The organism is Pseudomonas sp. 273, from assembly GCF_029201425.1.
In the GTDB taxonomy this organism is placed as follows: Bacteria; Pseudomonadota; Gammaproteobacteria; order Pseudomonadales; family Pseudomonadaceae; genus Pseudomonas; species Pseudomonas delhiensis.
In genome coordinates, this window is the sequence record NZ_CP116775.1 from 6,289,325 (window position 1) to 6,310,570 (window position 21,246).

A 21,246-nucleotide genomic window follows, 5' to 3' on the forward strand; every position below is an offset into this window, starting at 1 on the left:
TTTGTCGAAAACCGTGGCAACACGGGCCTGGGAATGGCCATCGGGAAGTTTCCCTGAACTAGCCGGCGCATATCCGGCTCATAAGGTCATGCGGACCTACGGAGGAGAAACTCCCATGCGCATGCTCAAACTGACCGGCATCCTCGCCCTCTTCAGCCTGCTGCCCCTGGCCCCGGCCATGGCCGACGGCTTCTGGCGCGACATCATCTCCTCCGGGGCCACCACCGCCTCGACCTACCTGACCTTCAAGCACGACCACAAGCTGATCCTCGCCGCCCGCGACGACGCCGGCAGCTACGTGGCCAGCGACGGCGCCATCCGCGGCCCCTACCTGGAAGCCGCGCTGCAGCGCCTGCGCAACGACCATCCGGAGCTGCAGCAACGCAGCGACATGGAGCTGGCCAATGCCATCCTGATGAGCCAGGAGGGCGTGGCGCAGTAACGGCTCTTCGTAGGATGGGTTGGGCGAAACCCATGCGGTCGTGGCGATGGGTATCGCTGCGCTCAACGCCATCCTACGGTTTGCCTCCACACCGTGCCCTTGTAGGAGCGCGCCCTGCGCGCGAATCGCGGGCAGGGCCCGCTCCTACAGGGGGGCTCGGCATTTCGTAGGCGCGGATTTTCTCACTCCCGGTACTCGTCCACCGGCACGCAGGCGCAGAACAGGTTGCGGTCGCCGAACACGTTGTCCACCCGGTTCACCGCCGGCCAGTACTTGAAGGCGCGGGTGTGTTCGCTGGGCGTCACTGCTTCGGCTATGCCGTAGGGCCGCTCCCAGGGGCCGGTGACGTCGGCCAGGGTGTGTGGGGCGCGCTTGAGCGGGTTGTCCTCGGCCGGCCATTCGCCGGTCTCGACCTTGGCGATCTCCGCGCGGATGCTCAGCATGGCCTCGACGAAACGGTCCAGCTCGTGCAGCGACTCGCTCTCGGTGGGTTCCACCATCAGCGTGCCGGGCACCGGGAAGGACATGGTCGGCGCGTGGAAGCCATAGTCCATCAGGCGCTTGGCCACGTCTTCCTCGCTGATCCCGGTCTGCGCCTTGAGCGGCCGCAGGTCGAGGATGCACTCGTGGGCCACGCGCTCGTTGCGCCCGCGGTAGAGCACCGGGAAGGCGCCGTCCAGGCGCTGGGCCAGGTAGTTGGCGTTGAGGATGGCCACCTCGGTGGCATCGGCCAACTGCGGGCCCATCATGGCGATGTACATCCAACTGATCGGCAGGATGCTGGCGCTGCCCCAGGGCGCGGCGCTGACCGCGTCATTCAGCGGGTTGGGCCCCTCGATGCGGATCACCGGGTGGTTGGCGACGAACGGCGCCAGGTGCTGCTTCACGCCGATCGGGCCCATGCCCGGCCCGCCGCCGCCGTGGGGGATGCAGAAGGTCTTGTGCAGGTTCATGTGCGAGACGTCCGCGCCTATGTCCGCCGGCCGCGCCAGGCCGACCTGGGCGTTGAGGTTGGCGCCGTCCATGTACACCTGCCCGCCGTGGCTGTGGATAACCTCGCAGATCTCGCGGATGCCCTCCTCGTACACGCCGTGGGTCGAGGGGTAGGTGATCATCAGGCAGGCCAGCTGGGCGCCGGCCTCGGCGGCCTTCAGCTTGAGGTCCTCCAGGTCGACGTTGCCACCCTTGTCGCATTCCACGATCACCACGCGCATGCTCGCCATGATCGCCGAGGCCGGGTTGGTGCCGTGGGCCGAGGACGGGATCAGGCAGACGTTGCGGTGCCCCTCGCCGTGGCTCTCGTGGTACCTGCGGATGGCCAGCAGCCCGGCGTACTCGCCCTGGGCCCCGGAGTTGGGCTGCATGCAGATGGCGTCGAAGCCGGTGATGGTGCGCAGCCAGCTCTCCAGCTCGTCGATCATCAGGCGGTAGCCCTCGGCCTGCTCGCGCGGCACGAAGGGGTGCAGGTTGGCGAACTCCGGCCAGGTGATGGGGATCATCTCGCTGGTGGCGTTGAGCTTCATGGTGCAGGAGCCCAGCGGGATCATCGCCTGGTTCAGCGCCAGGTCCTTGCCTTCGAGCTGGCGCAGGTAGCGCAGCATCTCGGTCTCGCTGTGGTGGCGGTTGAACACCGGGTGGCCGAGGTAGCCGGAACGGCGCTGCAGGGTGCCGGGAATGCCGTCGGAGAGATCGCCGGCATCCAGCACGGCGATGCTCAGGCCGTGGCCGGCGCCGAGGAAGATGTCGAACAGGGTGGCGACGGTCTCGGCGCTGCAGGTTTCATCCAGGCTGACGCCCAGCCGGTCCTCGCCGACGATGCGCAGGTTGTAGCGCGCCGCGCGGGCTCGCTCGAGGATGGCCGCCTGCTGCGCGCCCACTTCCAGGGTCAGGGTGTCGAAGAAATGCGCGTTGACGCGCTTGAGGCCCTTGGCGAACAGCCCGGCGGCGAGGATCGCGGTCAGCCGGTGCACGCGCTGGGCGATGCGCCTGAGGCCCTCGGGGCCGTGGTAGACGGCGTACAGGCTGGCGATGTTGGCCAGCAGCACCTGCGAGGTGCAGACGTTGGAGTTGGCCTTCTCGCGGCGGATGTGCTGCTCGCGGGTCTGCAGCGCCATGCGCAGCGCGGTGTTGCCGCGGGCATCGCGGGACACGCCGATGATCCGTCCGGGCATGGCCCGCTTGAACTCGTCGCGGGTGGCGAAGAAGGCCGCGTGGGGCCCGCCGTAGCCCATGGGCACGCCGAAGCGCTGGGCGCTGCCCAGCACCACGTCGGCGCCCAGCTCGCCCGGCGGGGTGAGCAGCAGCAGGCTGAGCAGGTCGGCGGCGACGCAGGCGATGGCCTGGCGGGCGTGCAGGGCGTCGATCAGCGGGCGCAGGTCGCGGACCTCGCCGCGGCTGTCGGGGTACTGCAGCAGCGCCCCGAACACCGCGTGCTGGCCCAGGTTGTCCAGCTCGTCCAGCACCAGGTCGAAGCCGAAGGCCTGGGCGCGGGTGCGCACCACGGAAATCGTCTGCGGGTGGCAGTTCACGTCGACGAAGAACAGGTTGCTCTTGGCCTTGGCCACGCGCTTGGCCAGGGCCATGGCCTCGGCGGCGGCGGTGGCCTCGTCCAGCAGCGAGGCGCTGGCCAGGTCCAGGCCGGTGAGGTCGATGGTCAGTTGCTGGAAGTTCAGCAGCGCCTCCAGGCGGCCCTGGGCGATCTCCGGCTGGTAGGGGGTGTAGGCGGTGTACCAGCCGGGGTTCTCCAGCACGTTGCGCAAGATCACCGTGGGCGTGACCGTGCCGTAGTACCCGGTGCCGATCAGGCTGGTCCACAGCTGGTTCTGCCGGGCGTAGCCGCGCAGCCTGGCCAGGGCGCCCTGCTCGTCCAGCGCCGGCGGCAGCTCCAGCGGGCGGTTCAGGCGGATGGCCGGCGGCACCGTCTGCACGATCAGGTCGTCGAGGCTGGCGACGCCCAGGGCCTCGAGCATCGTCCGTCGCTCCGCCTCGTCGGGGCCGAGGTGGCGGCGCAGGAAGGCATCGGGCTGGTTCAGCTGGGATAGCGAAGGGCTTTTCGACATGGCCTGGACCTCGATCGGGAATGCACGATCAACACAGGATAGGCCAGGGTGGAAGAACAAGGCCCCGACTGAGCGGGGCCTTGTGGGGGGTCGGCAGGGCGATCAGGCGTCTGCGTCGCAGGCGGCCTGGTAGCCGGCGGCGTCGAGCAGCTTGTCCAGCTCGGCCGGGTTGCTCGGCTTGAGCTTGAAGAACCAGGAGCCGTAGGGGTCGTTGTTGACTTCCTCGGGGGTGTCGGCCAGGACCTCGTTGATGGCGATCACCTCGCCACCGACCGGGGCGTAGATGTCCGAAGCGGCCTTGACCGATTCCACCACGCCGGCTTCCTGGCCAGCGTTGAGTTGCTTGCCGAGTTCCGGCAGCTCGACGAAGACCACGTCGCCCAGGGCTTCCTGGGCATGGTCGGAGATGCCCACGGTGACGGTACCGTCGGCTTCCAGGCGCGCCCACTCGTGGCTGGCGGCGTAACGCAGGTCGGCGGGAATATTGCTCATCTTGTTTTCCTCGGGGACGGGGCAACGGCGACGACGGGTCGCCTATGCAATTTAGATCAGGGCCTTGCCATGACGCACGAAATTCGGCTGAACGACGCGCACCGGGTACCACTTGCCACGGATTTCCACCTCGGCGCGGTCGCCGGTGGCCGCCGGCAGGCGGGCCAGGGCGATGGACTTGCCGAGGGTCGGGGAGAAGCTGCCGCTGGTGATCTCGCCTTCGCCGATGCCGGCCACCCGCACCACCTGGTGGGCGCGCAGCACGCCGCGCTCCTCCAGCACCAGGCCGACCAGCTTCGGCTGGTCGCCGGCGGCGCGCTGGGCCTCCAGGGCCTGGCGGCCGATGAAGTCGCGATCGGCCGGCTCCCAGGCGATGGTCCAGCCCATGTTGGCGGCCAGCGGCGAGATGTCCTCGTCCATGTCCTGGCCGTAGAGGTTCATCCCGGCTTCCAGGCGCAGGGTGTCGCGCGCGCCCAGGCCGGCGGGGGCGATGCCGGCGCCCACCAGTTCGTTGAGGAAGCCCGGCGCCTCGGCGGCCGGCAGCATGATCTCCAGGCCATCCTCGCCGGTGTAGCCGGTGCGGGCGATGAACCAGTCGCCATCGGCCTTGCCCTGGAAGGGCTTGAGTTCGCGGATCAGGGTGGCGCGGGAGGAGCTGACCAGCTCGGCGGTCTTGTCCCGCGCGTTGGGGCCCTGGACGGCCAGCATGGCCAGGTCCGGGCGCGCGTGCAGCTGGACCTCGAAGCCCTCGGTGTGGGCCTGCATCCAGGCCAGGTCCTTCTCGCGGGTGGCGGCGTTGACCACCACGCGGTAGCCATACACGCCCAGGTAGACGATGAGGTCGTCGACCACCCCGCCACGCTCGTTGAGCATGCCGCTGTACAGCGCCTTGCCGGGCACCTGCAGGCGTTCGACGTCGTTGGCCAGCAGGCGCTGCAGGTATTCCTTGGACTGCGGACCAGTGACGTCGACCACGGTCATGTGGGAGACGTCGAACACGCCGCAGTCGCGACGGACCTGGTGGTGCTCTTCGACCTGGGAGCCGTAGTGAAGGGGCATGTCCCAACCGCCGAAATCGACGATTTTCGCGCCGAGCGCGACATGCAGGTCGTAGAGCGGGGTGCGCTGTCCCATGGGTGTTCTCCTTCCGGGAATGGCGGATGCGGAGCGCGAGGGCGGCCCGCACGAAACCGGCGCATTGTAGCCGCTAGGCGGGAGCCTGGACACCTCGGCCGACGGCCGAGTCGCGCCCCGCCGCGCTGGCCGCGGAACGGCGGATCAGCAGCACCACCGGCAGCAGCCCGGCCAGTACCAGGCTCAGCGCCGGCAGCGCGGCCCGGGCCCATTCGCCCTCGCTGGTCATCTCGAACACGCGCACGGCCAGGGTGTCCCAGCCGAAGGGGCGCATCAGCAGGGTAGCCGGCATTTCCTTCAATACATCGACGAACACCAGCAGCGCGGCGCTCATCAGCCCCGGCGCCAGCAGCGGCAGGTAGACCCGCGCGAACAACGCCGGCCCCGCCACGCCGAGGCTGCGCGAAGCCTCGGCGAAGGACGGGCGGATGCGCACCAGGGTGCTTTCCAGCGGGCCCTCGGCCACCGCCAGGAAGCGGATCAGGTAGGCCAGCAGCAGCGCCCCCAGGCTGCCCAGCAGCAGCGGCTTGCCGGCGCCGCCCAGGGCGCTGGAGAGCGGGATCACCCAGTGGTTGTCCAGCCAGCTGAAGGCCAGCATGATCGCCACCGCCAGCACCGAGCCGGGCACCGCGTAGCCGAGGTTGGCCAGGCCCACCGCGGCGCGCACCGGCCTCGCCGGCGCCTGGCGGCGGGCGAAGGCCAGCAGCAGGCCGACCGCCACGCACAGCGCCGCCGCCGTGGCGCCCAGGCCGAGGCTGTGCCAGAGCAGGCCCCAGTAGCGCTCGTCGAGGTCGAAGCGGCCGCGTTGCCAGCACCACACCAGCAACTGCGCCACGGGAATGGCGAAGGCACAGGCGAACACCAGGCCGCACCAGGCGCTGGCGGCCCAGGCCCGGACCCCGCGCAGGCGGTACAGCGGCGCGGTGCGCGGCTTCTCGCTGCCGGCCACGACGCGGCCACGGCTGTGGCGCTCGCCGAGCACCACCAGGAACACCCCGAGCAGCAGCAGGCTGGCCAGCTGGGTGGCGCTGGACAGGCTGTAGAAGCCGTACCAGGTCTTGTAGATGGCGGTGGTGAAGGTGTCGAAGTTGAACACCGAGACGGCGCCGAAGTCGGCCAGGGTCTCCATGATCGCCAGCGCAAGCCCTGCGCCGATGGCTGGCCGCGCCATGGGCAGCGCCACGCGCCAGAAGGCCCGCCAGGGCGACAGCCCGAGCACCCGCGCCGCCTCGGTGAGGCCGCGGCCCTGGGCCAGGAAGGCGCCGCGCGCCAGCAGGTACACGTAGGGGTAGAAGACCAGCACCAGGACCAGGATCACCCCGCCGGTGGAACGCACCCGCGGCAGCCGCAGGCCGCTGCCGAACCACTCGCGCAGCAGGCTCTGCAAGGGCCCGGCGAAATCCAGCAGGCCGACGAAGACGAACGCCAGCACATAGGCCGGGATGGCGAAGGGCAGCATCAGCGCCCAGTCCAGCCAGCGCCGCCCGGGGAACTCGCAGAGCGCGGTGAGCCAGGCCAGGCTGGTGCCCAGGACGGTCACCCCGACGCCCACGCCGAGCACCAGCACCAGGCTGTTGCCCAGCAGGCGCGGCAACTGGGTGTCCCACAGGTGCGCCCAGATTTCCGTGTCGACCTCGCCCCAGCTCAGCGCCAGCACGACGAGCGGCAACGCCACCAGGGCGGCGATGGCGAAGGAGAACCCGCGCAGGGGCATGTCAGGTGGGCCGCAGGCTGCAGGCTACAGGCCGCAGGCGAAGAGCGGGGGCGGGCTTTTCGTAGGAGCGAGCTTGCTCGCGAACGCCTCGGCACGCGGCCCGGGTTCGCGAGCAAGCTCGCTCCTACAGGGGAAGCAGGCCACGGCTCTGTCGCTCTGGCCTGCAGCCTGTAGCCTGCCGCCTGCAGCCATCAGTTCCACCCTGCCCGATCCATCAGCTTGATGGCTTCGGCCTGGCGCTTGCCGGCGACTTCCACCGGGATGCTGTCGGCCTTGAAGCTGCCCCAGGCCGCCACTTCCTCGGAGGGCGCGACCTTGGGGTTGGCCGGGAATTCCTGGTTCAGCGAGGCGAACAGGGCCTGGGCGTCGGGGCCGGTCATCCATTCCACCAGGGCCTTTGCCTGCTCGGGGTGCGGCGCATGTTTGGTCAGGCCGATGCCCGAGAGGTTGACGTGCACGCCGCGGTCGGCCTGGTTCGGCCAGAACAGCTTGATCGGCAGGTCCGGCTTCTGCTTGTGCAGGCGCCCGTAGTAGTAGGTGTTGACGAGGCCGACGTCGCACTGGCCGGCGGCGATGGCCTGGAGCAGCGCGGTGTCGTCGGAGAACACGTCGGTGGCCAGGTTGCCCACCCAGCCCTTGAGGATCTGCTCGGTCTTCTGCTCGCCGTGGGTCTCGATCAGGGTGGCGGTCAGCGACTGGTTGTAGACCTTCTTCGCCGTGCGCAGGCACAGGCGGCCTTCCCACTGCTGGTCGGCCAGGGCCTCGTAGGTCGAGAGTTCCTCCGGCTTCACCCGCTGGGTGGAATAGGCGATGGTCCGCGCGCGCAGCGACAGGCCGGTCCAGCTGTCGGTGCCGGAGCGGTACTGCGGGGGAATGTTGGCGTCCAGGGCCGGCGAGTCGAACGGCTGCAGGATGCCCATCTTCTCGGCCTGCCAGAGGTTGCCGGCGTCCACGGTGAGCAGCAGGTCGGCCGGGGTGTTGGCGCCTTCGGCCTTGATCCGCGCCATCAGCGGCGCTTCCTTGTCGGTGATGAACTTGACCTGCACCCCGGTCTTCTGGGTGTAGGCGTCGAACACCGGCTTGATCAGCTCGTCGATGCGCGAGGAGTAGACCACCACCTCGTCGGCGGCCTGGGCGGCGCCGGCCAGGGCGGTGAGGGCGAGGGAAGCGAGAAGGCCTTTGCGTACCGACATGCTGGCGGCTCCTGGGTAGCGGAATGAGGTTCCAGATGATAAGGAACCTCATTTAGCCCCGGAGCCGGCCTTTGTGACTGGGTGTTTCACCACCCCGCGACACGGGGTCGCGGCGCCTCAGACGCGAGCGAGCGCCGGCAGGTCGCCGGACAGCCCCAGCGCCTGGCGGACGAACAGGCCCTTGGCCTCGTGGTGGCGGTCGACCAGGCGCAGGCCGGCGTTGCGCAGCCAGCGCACGGCCAGCGGGTCGGCCTGGAACAGGCGCTGGAAGCCTTCCATCGCCGCCATCATCGCCAGGTTGTGCGGCATGCGCCGGCGCTCGAAACGGCTCAGCACGCGCTCGTCGGCGATGCGCTCGCCACGGGCGTGGGCGTGCATCAGCACCTCGGCCAGCACCGCGGCGTCGAGGAAGCCCAGGTTGACGCCCTGCCCGGCCAGCGGGTGGATGGTGTGCGCGGCGTCGCCGATCAGCGCCAGGCCCGGCTCCACGTAGCGCTTGGCGTGGCGCTGGCGCAGCGGGATGCATAGGCGCGGGTCGACCTGCTCGATGCCGCCCAGGCGCTGCTCGAAGGCCCGGCCGAGGGCGGCGCGGAAGCCGTCGTCGCCCAGCGCCATCAGGCGTTCGGCCTGCTCCGGGGTGGTCGACCAGACGATCGAGCACCAGTGCGTATCGCCCCCGCGGGACAGCGGCAGGAAGGCCAGCGGGCCGTCGTCGGTGAAGCGCTGCCAGGCGGTGGCCTGGTGCGGCTTTTCGCAGCGCACGCTGGTGACGATGGCGTGGTGCAGGTAGTCCCACTCGCGGGTGGCGCAGCCGGCCAGGCGGCGCACGGCGGAGTTGGCGCCGTCGGCGGCGACCACCAGCGGCGTGCGGATCTGCCGGCCGTCGGCCAGGGTCAGCAGCCAGTCGTCGCCGGAATGGCGCAGCTGCTCCAGGCGCGCGCCGGGCAGCAGGCCGAGTGTGGTGTCGTGCAGGCGCTCCATCAGGGCGTCCTGCACCACGCGGTTCTCGACGATGTGGCCGAGCACCTCGGCGTGCACGCTGGCCGCGCTGAAATGCACCTGGCCGGTGCCGGAGCCGTCCCACACGTGCATCTCGCGGTAGGGCTCGGCGCGCCGCGCGAGTATGCCGTCCCAGGCGTGCAGGCGCTGGAGGATGCGCCGGCTGGCCTCGGACAGGGCGCTGACGCGCGGCTCGAAGCGCGCCTCGCGGTCGAAGGGCTTCACGCTCAGCGGCGAGCCGTCGAGCAGCAGGATTTCCAGGCCGCTGCCCTGCAACGCCAGGGCCAGCGCGCTGCCGACCATCCCCGCCCCGACAATCACCAGATCCGCGTGCATCTGCATTCCTTTTTCCATGTCGTCAGCCGGCCTTGCGCAGGCGCGGCTTGAGCCTGATGTAGAGGGTCTTCTGCACCCGCGCGACCAGCGTGCCCTCGCCGTCGCGCACCTCGGCGTGCAGCCTGGGCAGGAACTTGCCGCCGTCGGCGGTGCGCTCGCGGGCCTCGTCCAGCAGTTGCTGGTCGATGCGGAACTCGGCGTACACCGGCCCCTTGCCCGGGGTGATGAATTCGATGTTGGCGGCCTTGTCCCAGACGATGTAGTCGCGCCCCAGGTTCTCCATCAGCATGAGCATGAAGAAGGGGTCGGTCATGCTGTACAGGCTGCCGCCGAACTGGGTGCCGACGTAGTTGCGGTTGAACCAGGACAGCACCATCTTCACCCGCACCTCGCGGAAGTCCGGGCTGATGTGGCGCACCCGCACGCCGGCGCCGATGTACGGCGGGTAGAGGTTGAGGCCGAAGCGCAGCAGGCGGGCGCGGCGGGCCATCTTGCCTGAGGACATCGCCGCTCCCTAGACCGGCCGCGCGCCCAGGCCCATGGCCTGGCGGGCGAACCAGCGCTTGGCCGGCGGCAGCAGGTCGAGGCCGAGCAGGCCCAGGTTGCGCCCGGTGGCCAGCACCGGCTGGGCGTTGGAGAACAGGCGGGTGACGCGGTCGGAGAAGCCGACGGTCATCTGCTGGTCCAGGCGCTGGGCGTCCAGGTAGCGCTGCAGCACCGCGAAGTCGCCGGGCGCGGCGTCCGCGCCGAGCAACTGGTCGGCCAGGGCCTGGGCATCGCGCAACGACAGGTTGAAGCCCTGGCCGGCGATGGGGTGCAGGCTGTGGGCGGCGTTGCCGAGCACCACCAGGTGCGGGCGCACCTGTTCCTCGGCCTCGCTCAGGGTCAGCGGGTAGCAGTAGCGTGCGCCAACCTGGCGGAAGCCGCCCAGGCGGTAGCCGAAAGTGGCCTGCAGCTCGTCGAGGAACTGCCGCTCGGGCAGCTCGCGCAAGCGCTCGGCGTCGCGCGGCAGGCGCGTCCAGACCAGCGCGCAGCGGTTGTCCGGCAGCGGCAGCAGGGCCATGGGCCCCTGTTCGGTGAAGCGTTCGAAGGCCTGGCCGCGGTGTTCCTCGCTGGGGCTGACGTTGGCGATCAGCGCGGTCTGCCCGTAGGGCGCCTCGCGCACGCCGATGCCCAGCTGTTCGCGCAGGCCGGAGCGGCCGCCGTCGGCCAGCACGGCCAGGTCGCAGTCCAGCAGCGAGTCGTCGTCCAGGGTCAGCCGGTAGCCGTCGTCCAGGGCCTCCATGCGGCGCACTTCGGCCGGGCAGCGCCAGCTCACCACCTCGTGGTCCAGGGCCTGCCACAGGCACTGGCCGAGCCAGGCGTTCTCCACCACGTAGCCCAGCGCCGGCACGCCCTCCTCCATTGCGGTGAGGCGCGCGGAGCCGAAGCGCCCGCGGTCGGACACGTGGATCTGGCTGATCGGCGCGCCGCGCTGGGCGATGCGTTGCCACACTCCCAGGCGCTCGTAGATCTGCCGGCTGCCGAAGGACAGCGCCGAGGAGCGGGCGTCATAGCTGGGCTGGTAGGCATCGCCGGGGGCGAAGGGCTCGACCAGCACGATGCGCCAGCCGCGCTCGCGGGCGCCGGCCTGCAGGATCAGCGCCAGGCTGGCGCCGACCAGGCCGCCACCGATGATCGCCAGGTTCGCGCGTTGCATCTCAGGCCGCCTGGGCCTTGGCTTCGGCCATCAGCGCCTCGATCGCGGCGACGGTCTTGGGCACGCCGTTGGTCAGCACTTCGCAACCATTCTTGGTCACCACTACGTCGTCCTCGATGCGCACGCCGATGCCGCGCCATTTCTTCGGCACGTCGGTGTTGTCCGGCGCGATGTAGATACCCGGCTCGACGGTCATCGACATGCCCGGCTCGAGCACGCGCCATTCGCCGCCGACGCGGTACTCGCCGACGTCGTGCACGTCCATGCCCAGCCAGTGGCCGGCGCGGTGCATGTAGAAGGCCTTGTAGGCTTCGCTGGCGATCAGTTCGTCGACGTCGCCCTTGAGCAGGCCGAGCTTCACCAGGCCGGCGGTGATGACGCGCACGGTGGCCTCGTGGGCCTCGTTCCAGTGGCGGCCGGGGGCGATGTAGTCGAAGGCGGCCATGTTGGCCTCCAGCACCAGCTCGTAGATGGCCTTCTGCTCGGGACTGAACTTGCCGTTGGCCGGGAAGGTGCGGGTGATGTCGCTGGCGTAGCAGTCGATCTCGCAGCCGGCGTCGATCAGGATCAGGTCGCCGTCCCTGATCTGCGCGTCGTTCTCCCGGTAGTGCAGGATGCAGGCGTTGCGCCCGGTGGCGACGATCGAGCCGTAGGCCGGCATCTTCGCCCCGCCCAGGCGGAAGGCGTATTCCAGCTCGGCCTCCAGGTGGTATTCGTAGAGCCCCGGCCGACAGGCCTGCATGGCGCGGATGTGGGCGCCGCAGGAAACCTCGGCGGCGTAGCGCATCACCTTCACTTCGCCGGCGCTCTTGTACAGGCGCAGGTCGTGCAGCAGGTGGTCGAGGGCGACGAACTCGTTCGGCGGCTGCGCGCCCTGGCGGGCCTTGGAGCGGATCACGTTGATCCAGTCCATCAGCCGGCGGTCGAACTCGGGGTTGGCGCCCAGCGCGTAGTAGACGCGGTCGCGGCCCTCGATCAGGCCGGGGAGGATGTCATCGATGTCGCCGATGGGGAAGGCGTCGTCGGCGCCGAAATCCCTGACCGCGCCGTCCTGGCCGGCGCGCAGGCCGTCCCAGAGTTCGCGCTCGGGGTCGCGCTCACGGCAGAACAGCACGTATTCGCCATGCTCGCGGCCGGGGATCAGCACCATCACCGCTTCCGGCTCGGGGAAGCCGGTGAGGTACTGGAAGTCGCTGTCCTGGCGGTAGACGTGCTCGACGTCGCGGTTGCGGATGTACATCGGCGCCGCCGGCAGGATGGCGATGCTGTTGGGCTCCATCTGCGCCATCAGCGCCTTGCGCCGACGGGCGTATTCCGGTTTGGCGATACGGATCATGCAGCTACCTCAGTGCAGGGAGGGTTTGTCGGCCGGCGCCGGCACCTTGCCGAATTCGGAGAACAGCAGCAGCGGGGCGACCCGCAGGTATTCCTGGACTTCCATGTAGTCCGTCTCGCCGTCCTCGGACTCTTCCAGCTGGCCCTGGACCTGGGCGATGGCGGCGATGTCCTGGAGCACTTCGTCGGCCTCGTCGGACAGGCTGGCCTGGCGCAGCGCCAGGCCGAAACCGGCGAGGAAGCCCTGGCACCACTGGCCCAGGGCCTGGGCGCGCTCGGCCAGCGGGGCGTCGTCGTTGGGCAGCATCAGCACCACGGCCATCTCGCCGGCGCTCAGGTCCTGCTGGACCATGCCCAGCAGGCCGCCCAGGGCTGCCTGCAGGCGTTCGCTGAGTTCGCCGCCGAGCAGTTCGGCGGCGGCCTGCAGCCACTCGCCCTGGTCGAAGCCGGCGCCGGCGCAGACGCGCCCGAGCAGGTGGCCGTGCAGTTCCGCGGGCGAGATCGGCAGGGCCGCCTCGGCGAGCAGGTTGGCGAAAGCGGTGTAGGCGGAATTTACTGTGGACATGCGCGGGACCTGAATATCGACGCTAGGCGCCACCAGGCGCTATGCATAGAATGAGAGTGGCTATCCTAGCACCGCCGGGCGCGCTCAGACCATGCGACGGCGTGTCGGGCAGCCCGGTGCGCTGCCGCACCCTGTATAGTTTCCGGTCATCCCCTTGCCCAAGCGAGAGCCCATGGAAGACGCCGACCTGCAAACGCTGATCGCCAAATTCGACCTCCTGCTCCAGCGCCTGGAACAGCTCAAGGCGGAGAACCGGCTGCTGCGGGCCAACGAGAAGAGCTGGCGCGAGGAGCGCGCTCATCTGATCGAGAAGAACGAATTGGCGCGCCACAAGGTCGAAGCGATGATTTTGCGCCTGAAAGCCCTGGAGCAGGACTCATGAGCCAGACGAACACCCTGAACGTGCAGATTCTCGACAAGGAATACTGCATCACGTGCCCCGCCGAGGAGCGCGTCAACCTGGAAAGCGCCGCGCGCTACCTGGACAGCAAGATGCGCGAGATCCGCTCGAGCGGGAAGGTCATCGGCGCCGACCGCGTCGCCGTGATGGCCGCGCTGAACATCACCCACGACCTGCTGCACAAGCAGGAGCGCATGGACAACGAGCACAGCTCCACTCGCGAGCGCGTGCGCGAGCTGCTCGAACGCGTGGACCGCGCCCTTACCACCGATCAGCCCGGGCGGGAAGACTGACCCCGGAGAAAACCCTGGGGTATACTGGCCACGCTCCCTGGTGTGTTGGCCAGTCGGTGATGTCCCTGAGCCGATAATCGCAACAACGGAGGTTGCCAGTTGGGCTGGTGTGCATGTCCGCACGACGGAAAGCCTTAAAGCCTACTGCAACCGCCACCTTGAACTTTCGGGTTCAAGGGCTAACCCGACAGCGGCATGTCCGGGGAGCTTTCCTCCTGCCATGATCCACGCCCAAGACCTTTCCCGCGCTGCCCTGCGCCGCCTGCTGCGCCAGGCCCGCCGCCAGCTCAGCGCGCAACAGCAACGCCAGGCCGCCCGCGACCTGCAGCGCCGCATGGCGCAACACCCGCTGTTCCGCCGCGCCCGCCACATCGCCCTGTACCTGCCCGCCGACGGCGAGATCGACCCGCGCCCGCTGCTCAAGGCCGCGCAGAAACGCGGCAAGGCCACCTACCTGCCGGTGCTCAGCCGCTGGCCGCACACCCACATGACCTTCCAGCGCGTCGGCAACGGCGAGCGTTGGCGGAACAACCGCTACGGCATCGCCGAGCCGCTGCCGGACCGCGGCCGCCAGCGCGAGCCCTGGGCGCTGGACCTGGTGCTGCTGCCGCTGGTGGGTTTCGACGAACGGGGTGGGCGCCTGGGGATGGGCAAGGGGTTCTACGACCGCACCCTGGCGTACCTGGGCAGGCGCAAAATCTGGCGCAAACCGACACTTTTGGGCCTGGCGCACGAATGCCAGAAGGTGGACAGGCTGGACCTGGCCAGCTGGGATGTGCCGCTGCAGGGCATCGTCAGCGACGCCGGCTGGTACGGCGCGCTCGCACAGGCGCCGCGTTCCCTGCGGCGCCCGGCGGGGTGAATCAGGGCTGTTTGGTCACCTGGACCGGAACCTCGCCCTGGCGGTCCCACAGGCTCTGGGTGTAACCGGTGGTGACGACACCCAGGCCGAACAGGATCACCAGCACCCACAACAGATCGGGCTTACGCTTCATCGATTGCCTCCCCCTTCCAGGCAAACTGTCAACGATGGCCGGCGGTGGTTTTTGGTCCGTCCGGCGCGTGCCAAGCTGAAAAACGGCGGCATTCTCCGACAATGGAAAGCGTCTCGCAATTCCATGCCTGGTCCAGTCGTCGGAGTCAGCCACTTCCCACAAAAACGGCGAAACTGGAGCAAGGATCATGCCGCACTGGTTGATGAAATCCGAACCCGACGAACTGTCGATCCACGACCTGCAGCGCCTGGGCAAGGCGCGCTGGGATGGCGTGCGCAACTACCAGGCGCGCAACTTCGTGCGCAACATGCAGCCCGGCGAGCTGCTCTTCTTCTACCACTCCAGCTGCCCGCAGCCGGGCGTGGCCGGCATCGGCCGGATCGAGGGCGAGGCCTACCCCGACCCCACCGCGCTGGACCCGCAGAGCCCCTACCACGACGCCAAGGCCAGCGCCGAGAAGAACCCCTGGAGCGCGCGGGACGTGAGTTTCGTCGAGGCGTTCAGGGAAGTGCTGCCGCTGGCCACCCTCCGGGCCGCCGCCGGGCTGGAGGAACTGGCCCTGGTGCAGCGCGGCAGCCGTTTGTCGGTGATGCCGGTGAGCGAGGAGCAGTGGAAGATCATTCTCGGGTTGGCCAAGCGCTGAAGCGCGCTCGGCTGTAAATCCTCCTGGCCACCGGCCGGCGATCGGCAAATCGCGGACGGAGTCCGCTCCTACGTCCGTGCTCGACCGTAGGGCGAATAACCGTTCGCGGTTATCCGCCGCCGGCCGAACAGCGGTGCCCGGGACCATTGGCGGATAACGCCGTAGGCGTTATGCGCCCTACGGTTTCCGTGCCGCTGCGGGGGTCGGGGCAATCGTCCGCTCCTACGAAGACAGGCCGGGCGTAGGGCGTATAACGCTCCGCGTTATACGCCGCCTGACCTTCACTGCCGGCGCGCTCCGGGTTCGCCCCCGGGGCACCTGCCCCCTACGCCATCTGCGAAATGGTCCTGCGGAACCGCCACAACGCCCCACAGAAAAATGCCGCGCCTATGCCGATGATCGCCAGGAACTGCGGCCAGACGATGGCCAGCCCGGCGCCGCGGAACAGGATGGCCTGGGCCAGGCTGACGAAGTGGGTGGTCGGGGCGAACAGCATGATGTTCTGCACCAGCTCCGGCATGCTCTCGCGCGGCGTGGTGCCGCCGGAGAGGATCTGCAGCGGCATCAGGGTGAGGATCACCAGCAGGCCCAGCTGCGGCATCGAGCGCGCCACCGTGCCGAGGAAGATGCCCATGGAGGTGGTGGCGAACAGGTGCAGCGCCGCGCCCAGCAGGAACAGCGCCACCGAGCCGCTGATCGGCACGTCCAGCCAGCCGCGCACCACCAGCTGCAGCGACAGCGCGGCCGCCGCCAGCACCACCACGCCCATGGACCAGACCTTGGCCAGCATGATCTCGAAGGCGGTCAGCGGCATCACCAGCAGGTGCTCGACGGTGCCGTGCTCGCGCTCGCGGATCAGCGCCGCGCCGGTGAGGATGATCGACAGCATGGTGATCTGGTTGATCACCTCCATCACCGCGCCGAACCAGGCCTGGGTCAGGTTCGGGTTGAACTCCATGCGCACCGCCAGCTCCGCCGGCATGCTCGGCTCGGCGCGGTAGCGGCTGACGAACTCGCGCACCTCGGTGGCGACGATGTTCTGGATGTAGCCGGCGCCGGAGAAGGCCTGGGCGGTCTGGGTGGCGTCGACGTTGACCTGGATCGCCGGCTGCCGGCCGGCCAGCACGTCGCGCTGGAAGTCCGGCGGGATGTCCAGGGTGAAGGTGTACAGGCCGGTGTCCATGCCGCGGTCCATCTGCGCGTGGCCGATCATTTCCGGCGGGCGGAAGTACGGGGGCTGGAAGGCGTTGACGATGCGCGAGGAGAGCTGCGACTGGTCCTCGTCGACCACCGCGATGGGCGCGTGGTGCAGCGTCTCCGGCACGCCAGTGGCGGAGCTGTAGACGCCCAGGGTGAAGGCCCAGGCGATCAGGATCAGCATCGCGTAGTCGCGGCCGAGGCTGCGGAACTCCTTGATGCCCAGGTTGAAGATGTTGGCCAGCTTGCGCATCTCAGTCCTCCTGCTTCTTCAACAGGAGCACGCTGAACAGCGTCAGCACGCCGATGGCCGCCAGCAGCGGCAGGTAGTACGGCCACAGGTCGGCCAGGCCCAGGGCCTTGGAGAAGGCGCCGCGGCTGATGACCAGGAAATGGGTGGTCGGGTAGAGCTTGCCGATCAGCGCCGCCGCGCCCTCCAGCGAGGACACCGGGTGGATCAGCCCGGCGAACTGGATGGCCGGGATCATGGTGGCGATGGCGGTGCCGAACACCGCGGCGATCTGGCTCTTCATGAAGGTCGACAGCAGCAGGCCAAGGCCGGTGCTGGTGATCACGTACAGCAGCGCGCCGAGGCTCAGGGCCAGCAGGCTGCCCTTGAGCGGCACACGGAACAACAGCACCGCCATGGCCAGCATCAGCACGAAGTTGACCATGCCCATGCCGATGTACGGCAGCTGCTTGCCGAGCAGGAACTCCAGGCGCGTCACCGGGGTGACGTAGAGGTTGGTGATCGAGCCCAGCTCCTTCTCGCGCACCACGCCCAGGGCGGTGAGCATCGCCGGGATCATGATCAGCAGCAGCGGGATCACCGCCGGGACCATGGCCTTGAGGCTCTCCACGTCGGGGTTGTAGCGGTAGCGCACCTCGGTGCTGGCCGCCGCGCTGGCCTCGGCGTTGCCGCTCTGCCGGGCCAGGTCGGCCAGGTAGCTGCTGTGCAGGCCCTGCACGTAGCCCTGCACGGTGTTGGCGCGGGTGGGCATGGCGCCGTCGATCCACACGCCGATGGCCGGGTCGTCGCCGCGCTTGAGGTCGCGGCCGAAGTGCGGCGGGATTTCCACCGCCAGGCTCAGCTCGCCGCTGCGCAGGCGCCGGTCGAGGTCGTCGGGGTCGCGGATCGCCGGGTGCTCGATGAAGTAGCGCGAGCCGGCGATGTTCAGCGCATAGGCCTGGCTGGTGGTGGTCTGGTCACGGTCGAGCACGGCGTAGGAGAGGTCCTCGACGTCCATGTTGATGCCGTAGCCGATGATGAACATCAGCAGCGCCGTGCCCAGCAGCGCCAGGGTCAGGCGGATGGGGTCGCGGCGCAGCTCCATGGATTCGCGCCGCGCATAGCTGAACAGGCGCAGCGGGCTGAAGCGCTGGCGCTGCGGCTTGTGCGGCGCCTGCCCGACGCTGGCCGGCGCCGGCGGCTCGGGCGGCGGCGCGGCGCTGCCGGCGGCCTCTTCCAGGTAGGCGATGAAGGTCGCCTCCAGGGTCGGCAGCCCGCGCTTGTCCATCAGGCCCTGCGGGATGTCGCTGTCCAGCACCTTGCCGGCGTGCATCAGCGAGATGCGGTCGCAGCGCTGGGCCTCGTTCATGAAGTGGGTGGAGATGAAGATGGTCACCCCGTCGCGCCGCGACAGCTCGACCATCAGCTGCCAGAAGCCGTCGCGGGCCACTGGGTCGACGCCCGAGGTGGGCTCGTCGAGGATAAGGATCTCCGGCTTGTGGATAACCGCCACGGCCAGCGACAGGCGCTGGCGGATGCCCAGCGGCAGGCTGTCGGGCAACTCGTCGCGGACCTTGCCGAGGTCGAAGCGCGCGAGCATCTCCTCCACCCGCGGGCCTATCGCCTCGGCCGGCAGGTGGAACAGCCTGGCGTGCAGTTCCAGGTTCTGCAGCACCGTCAGCTCGGCATACAGCGAGAAGGCCTGGGACATGTAGCCGACGCGGCGGCGAGTGTCCATGTCCTTGGCGTTCACCGGCTGGCCGAACAGTGCGCAGCTACCCTCGCTGGCCGGCAGCAGGCCGGTGAGCATCTTCATGGTGGTGGACTTGCCGCAGCCGTTGGAGCCGAGGAAGCCGAAGATTTCCCCGCGTTCGATGCGGAAGCTGACGTGGTCCACCGCGACGAAGTCGCCGAAGCGGCAGGTCAGGCCCTCGGCCTCGATGGCGATCTGCGGCGCGCCTTCGCTGTGCTGGCGCGGCGGGATCACCAGGGCGTGGTGGCCGGCGCGCTTGCGCTCGGGCAGCAGGGCGACGAAGGCCGCCTCCAGGTTGTGGGTGCCGGTCCGCTCGCGCAGCTCGGCGGGAGTGCCGGTGGCCAGCACCTTGCCCTCGTCCATCGCCACCAGGGTGTCGAAGCGCTCGGCCTCCTCCATGTAGGCGGTGGCCACCAGCACGCTCATGCCCTCGCGGCCGGCGCGGATGCGCCCGATCAGTTCCCAGAACTGGTTGCGCGACAGCGGGTCGACGCCGGTGGTGGGCTCGTCGAGGATCAGCAGGTCGGGGTCGTGGATCAGCGCGCAGCACAGCCCGAGCTTCTGCTTCATGCCGCCGGAGAGCTTGCCCGCCGGGCGCTCGGCGAAGGGCGCAAGGCCGGTGCTGTGCAGCAGGTCGGCGATGCGCCGCTCGCGCTCGGCCTTGTCGTGGCCGAACAGGCGGCCGAAGAAGTCGACGTTCTCGAACACCGAGAGCGTCGGGTAGAGGTTCTTGCCCAGGCCCTGGGGCATGTAGGCGATGCGCGGGCACACCGCGCGGCGGTGGCGGGCGTCGCGCATGTCGCCGCCGAGGACGTGCACCTGGCCGTCCTGCAGCTTGCGCGCGCCGGCGATCAGCGCCAGCAGGCTGGACTTGCCGACGCCGTCCGGGCCGATCAGGCCGACCATGCGGTTGGCCGGGATGTCCAGGCTGACGTCGTCCACCGCGCGGGTCTGCCCGTAGCGCAACGAGACGCCGGCCAGGCTGGCCACCGCGCCGTGCCGGGCGCTCATTGCGGGACCTTGATCTGCAGGTGGTCCGGCCATTGCGCCTCAGGGTCCAGGCGCAGGTAGGCCATGCCCGGCACGCCGGTCTTCACGTAGGTGATGTATTTCTCCAGCAGCGCCGGGTCCAGCCGCGCCTTGACGCGGAACATCAGCTTCTCGCGCTCGTTGGCGGTCTCCACGGTCTTGGGGGTGAACTGGGCGACGCTGGCGACGTAGGAGACCTTGGCCGGGATCACGTACTGCGGCACCGCGTCTATCACCAGGCGCACCTCCTGGCCCAGCTCCACGCGGCCGGCCTGGGCGGAGGGCAGGAAGAAGGTCATGTAGACGTCGGTCAGGTCGACCATGTTGAGCAGCTTGCCGCCGGCGGCCAGCACCTCGCCGGGCTGCGCCACGCGGTACTGCACGCGGCCGTCGCGGGGGGCGCGCAGCAGGCTGTCGTCAATGTCGGCCTGCAGCCGGGCGACGCTGGCGGTGGCGGCCTCGATGGCCGACTGCGCCTCGATCACCTGGGAACGCCCGGCCTCGATGGCGGCCTGGGCCGAGATCACCTGGGAGCGCGCGGCGGACAGCGCGGCCTGGGCGCTCTGCAGCACGGCGCGGTCGTCGTCCAGTTGCTGCTGCGGCAGGGCGTTGCGTTTGACCAACTGCTCGGTGCGGGTGAAGCGTTTCTGCGCGGCGGTGAGCTCGGCCTGGCGCTGCGCCACCACCGCCTCGGCGGTGCTCTTCTCGCTGTTGCGCTGGGTCACCACGGATTCGGCGGTGAGCTTGGCGTTCTGCGCCTGGCGCACCTCGGCCTGGGCCTGGGCCAGCTGCGCTTGCAGCACCTGGGTGTCCATGCGCGCGACCACTTCGCCGGTCTTGACGAAGTCGCCCTCGTCCACCTTGATCTCGGCCACGCGGCCGGGCAGCTTGGTGGCCACGTCCACCTCGGTGGCCTCGATGCGCCCGTTGCCACTGGCGAAACCCTCGCCCAGCCCGTTCGGCTTCAGCGTCTGCCAGGCCAGGGCGGCGACCACCGCGCAGGCGGCGAGCACGCCGCCACGGAACAGCCAGCGTTTCGAATTACCCTTCATCGTACCCCCTGATCAACGCTCATTCCGAGCGATCTTGTAGGGATCTTCAGCGAAGGGAGGGGAAAAGGCCTTGATACAGGTCAGAGCTGCCCGAAAAGACCTGGATAACGGGCGAAACCTGCTCCGTCTCAGGGCTGCACGATCAGGTTGTTGAACAGCAGATCGTCCACCAGTGGCTTCCCTTCCTCTTCTTTGAGGACCGTCTGTACCTGCTTGAGCGCCTCCTGGCGCAGTTTCTCCTTGGCCTCGACGCTGCCGAGGGTCTCGTCGGTCTGCTGGGCGAACAGCATGATCAACTGGTTGCGGATCAGCGGCTCGTGGTGCTCGACCTTCTCCTCGGCCTCCTTGCCGGTGACCTTCAGGGCGATGTCGGCCTTGTAGTACTTCAGCTTCGGCCCGCTGCCGTAGTTGCCGACCAGGGCCGGTGTGAGGTCGACGAACAACGGCTTGTTGGCGTCTTCCGGCTTGGCTTCCTCCTCCGAGGCCATCACGGGGGCGAGGAACAGCATCAGGGTCAGGGCGATCAGGGCTTTCAAGGCGACTTCTCCATGCACGATGCCGGCAAGCATAGCCATACCGGGCGCGCGGCCCAAGCCCGGCGGTTATGCAGCGGCATAAGCCGGGACCATACTGATTTGCCCCCCGCCCTACCACTCCTACACTGCCGGGCATTACACGAAAGGAGTA

Annotated in this window: 20 protein-coding genes and 1 other RNA gene; 6 read left to right on the forward strand and 15 right to left on the reverse strand. The window is 69.2% G+C overall.

The features are described 5' to 3' along the window. Positions 1-115 precede the first annotated feature (115 nt). Positions 116-442 (forward strand): DUF2388 domain-containing protein, encoded by a 327-nt coding sequence (locus tag PKO50_RS28870; protein ID WP_275627937.1) that lies wholly within the window; start codon positions 116-118, stop codon positions 440-442. Between the two features lie 182 nt (positions 443-624). On the opposite strand, the gene gcvP is transcribed toward PKO50_RS28870, so the two are convergent. The 10 genes from gcvP to PKO50_RS28920 form a co-directional block, all read right to left on the reverse strand. Continuing rightward, positions 625-3,501 carry an aminomethyl-transferring glycine dehydrogenase gene (gene gcvP, locus PKO50_RS28875; protein ID WP_275627938.1) on the reverse strand — a complete coding sequence of 959 codons (2,877 nt, stop codon included), beginning with the start codon at positions 3,499-3,501 and terminating at the stop codon, positions 625-627. Positions 3,502-3,603: 102 nt separating this feature from the next. Next, positions 3,604-3,993, reverse strand: a complete 390-nt coding sequence (gene gcvH, locus PKO50_RS28880) for a glycine cleavage system protein GcvH (protein ID WP_009615120.1) — start codon at positions 3,991-3,993, stop codon at positions 3,604-3,606. A gap of 51 nt (positions 3,994-4,044) precedes the next feature. Beyond that, positions 4,045-5,127 carry a glycine cleavage system aminomethyltransferase GcvT gene (gene gcvT, locus PKO50_RS28885; protein ID WP_109935064.1) on the reverse strand — a complete coding sequence of 361 codons (1,083 nt, stop codon included), beginning with the start codon at positions 5,125-5,127 and terminating at the stop codon, positions 4,045-4,047. Positions 5,128-5,200: 73 nt separating this feature from the next. Beyond that, entirely contained in the window at positions 5,201-6,841 is a 1,641-nt protein-coding gene (locus tag PKO50_RS28890; protein ID WP_275627939.1) for an iron ABC transporter permease, read from the reverse strand. Positions 6,842-7,032: 191 nt separating this feature from the next. Continuing rightward, positions 7,033-8,034 carry an extracellular solute-binding protein gene (locus PKO50_RS28895; protein ID WP_275627940.1) on the reverse strand — a complete coding sequence of 334 codons (1,002 nt, stop codon included), beginning with the start codon at positions 8,032-8,034 and terminating at the stop codon, positions 7,033-7,035. A gap of 117 nt (positions 8,035-8,151) precedes the next feature. Then, on the reverse strand, positions 8,152-9,369 hold the full coding sequence (locus PKO50_RS28900) for a 2-octaprenyl-3-methyl-6-methoxy-1,4-benzoquinol hydroxylase (RefSeq protein WP_275627941.1): 1,218 nt from the start codon (positions 9,367-9,369) through the stop codon (positions 8,152-8,154). Positions 9,370-9,391: 22 nt separating this feature from the next. After that, positions 9,392-9,874, reverse strand: coding sequence for a DUF4442 domain-containing protein (locus PKO50_RS28905; protein WP_089391009.1), 483 nt, complete (start codon positions 9,872-9,874; stop codon positions 9,392-9,394). Positions 9,875-9,883: 9 nt separating this feature from the next. Continuing rightward, positions 9,884-11,068, reverse strand: coding sequence for a 2-octaprenyl-6-methoxyphenyl hydroxylase (gene ubiH / locus PKO50_RS28910; protein WP_275627942.1), 1,185 nt, complete (start codon positions 11,066-11,068; stop codon positions 9,884-9,886). 1 nt (position 11,069) lies between these two features. Beyond that, positions 11,070-12,404: a Xaa-Pro aminopeptidase gene (gene pepP, locus PKO50_RS28915; protein WP_275627943.1), complete on the reverse strand. Its 1,335-nt coding sequence runs from the start codon at positions 12,402-12,404 to the stop codon at positions 11,070-11,072. 9 nt (positions 12,405-12,413) lie between these two features. Next, on the reverse strand, positions 12,414-12,968 hold the full coding sequence (locus PKO50_RS28920) for a UPF0149 family protein (protein WP_109935059.1): 555 nt from the start codon (positions 12,966-12,968) through the stop codon (positions 12,414-12,416). A gap of 172 nt (positions 12,969-13,140) precedes the next feature. Here PKO50_RS28920 and PKO50_RS28925 point away from each other — a divergent pair, with 172 nt between their 5' ends. The 4 genes from PKO50_RS28925 to PKO50_RS28940 all read left to right on the forward strand — a co-directional run bounded on the left by PKO50_RS28925 (position 13,141) and on the right by PKO50_RS28940 (position 14,523). Further along, the gene (locus tag PKO50_RS28925) at positions 13,141-13,350 is read left to right on the forward strand and encodes a TIGR02449 family protein (RefSeq protein WP_009615100.1); all 210 of its coding nucleotides are present in this window, start codon (positions 13,141-13,143) and stop codon (positions 13,348-13,350) included. After that, positions 13,347-13,661 (forward strand): cell division protein ZapA, encoded by a 315-nt coding sequence (locus PKO50_RS28930; RefSeq protein ID WP_009615099.1) that lies wholly within the window; start codon positions 13,347-13,349, stop codon positions 13,659-13,661. Before PKO50_RS28925 ends, PKO50_RS28930 begins: the two co-directional genes overlap by 4 nt. 31 nt (positions 13,662-13,692) lie before the next feature. Continuing rightward, a non-coding RNA gene (ssrS, locus tag PKO50_RS28935) (6S RNA) lies at positions 13,693-13,871 on the forward strand. A gap of 10 nt (positions 13,872-13,881) precedes the next feature. After that, positions 13,882-14,523 (forward strand): 5-formyltetrahydrofolate cyclo-ligase, encoded by a 642-nt coding sequence (locus PKO50_RS28940; RefSeq protein ID WP_109935058.1) that lies wholly within the window; start codon positions 13,882-13,884, stop codon positions 14,521-14,523. A 1-nt stretch (position 14,524) separates the two neighbouring features. Here PKO50_RS28940 and PKO50_RS28945 read toward each other — a convergent pair whose 3' ends face one another. Then, positions 14,525-14,656, reverse strand: a complete 132-nt coding sequence (locus PKO50_RS28945; RefSeq protein ID WP_009615095.1) for a hypothetical protein — start codon at positions 14,654-14,656, stop codon at positions 14,525-14,527. A gap of 187 nt (positions 14,657-14,843) precedes the next feature. On the opposite strand from PKO50_RS28945, the gene PKO50_RS28950 reads away from it, so the two are divergent. Beyond that, positions 14,844-15,299 carry an EVE domain-containing protein gene (locus PKO50_RS28950; RefSeq protein ID WP_275627944.1) on the forward strand — a complete coding sequence of 152 codons (456 nt, stop codon included), beginning with the start codon at positions 14,844-14,846 and terminating at the stop codon, positions 15,297-15,299. 325 nt (positions 15,300-15,624) lie between these two features. Here PKO50_RS28950 and PKO50_RS28955 read toward each other — a convergent pair whose 3' ends face one another. The 4 genes from PKO50_RS28955 to PKO50_RS28970 all read right to left on the reverse strand — a co-directional run bounded on the left by PKO50_RS28955 (position 15,625) and on the right by PKO50_RS28970 (position 21,095). Then, positions 15,625-16,749 carry an ABC transporter permease gene (locus PKO50_RS28955; RefSeq protein ID WP_109935056.1) on the reverse strand — a complete coding sequence of 375 codons (1,125 nt, stop codon included), beginning with the start codon at positions 16,747-16,749 and terminating at the stop codon, positions 15,625-15,627. Between the two features lies 1 nt (position 16,750). Further along, on the reverse strand, positions 16,751-19,489 hold the full coding sequence (gene rbbA, locus PKO50_RS28960; RefSeq protein ID WP_275627945.1) for a ribosome-associated ATPase/putative transporter RbbA: 2,739 nt from the start codon (positions 19,487-19,489) through the stop codon (positions 16,751-16,753). Continuing rightward, complete coding sequence (locus PKO50_RS28965) at positions 19,486-20,559, reverse strand: HlyD family efflux transporter periplasmic adaptor subunit (RefSeq protein ID WP_275627946.1); 1,074 nt, start codon at positions 20,557-20,559, stop codon at positions 19,486-19,488. Before PKO50_RS28965 ends, rbbA begins: the two co-directional genes overlap by 4 nt. 128 nt (positions 20,560-20,687) lie before the next feature. Then, positions 20,688-21,095 (reverse strand): flagellar basal body-associated protein FliL, encoded by a 408-nt coding sequence (locus tag PKO50_RS28970; RefSeq protein WP_089391018.1) that lies wholly within the window; start codon positions 21,093-21,095, stop codon positions 20,688-20,690. Positions 21,096-21,246 lie beyond the last annotated feature (151 nt).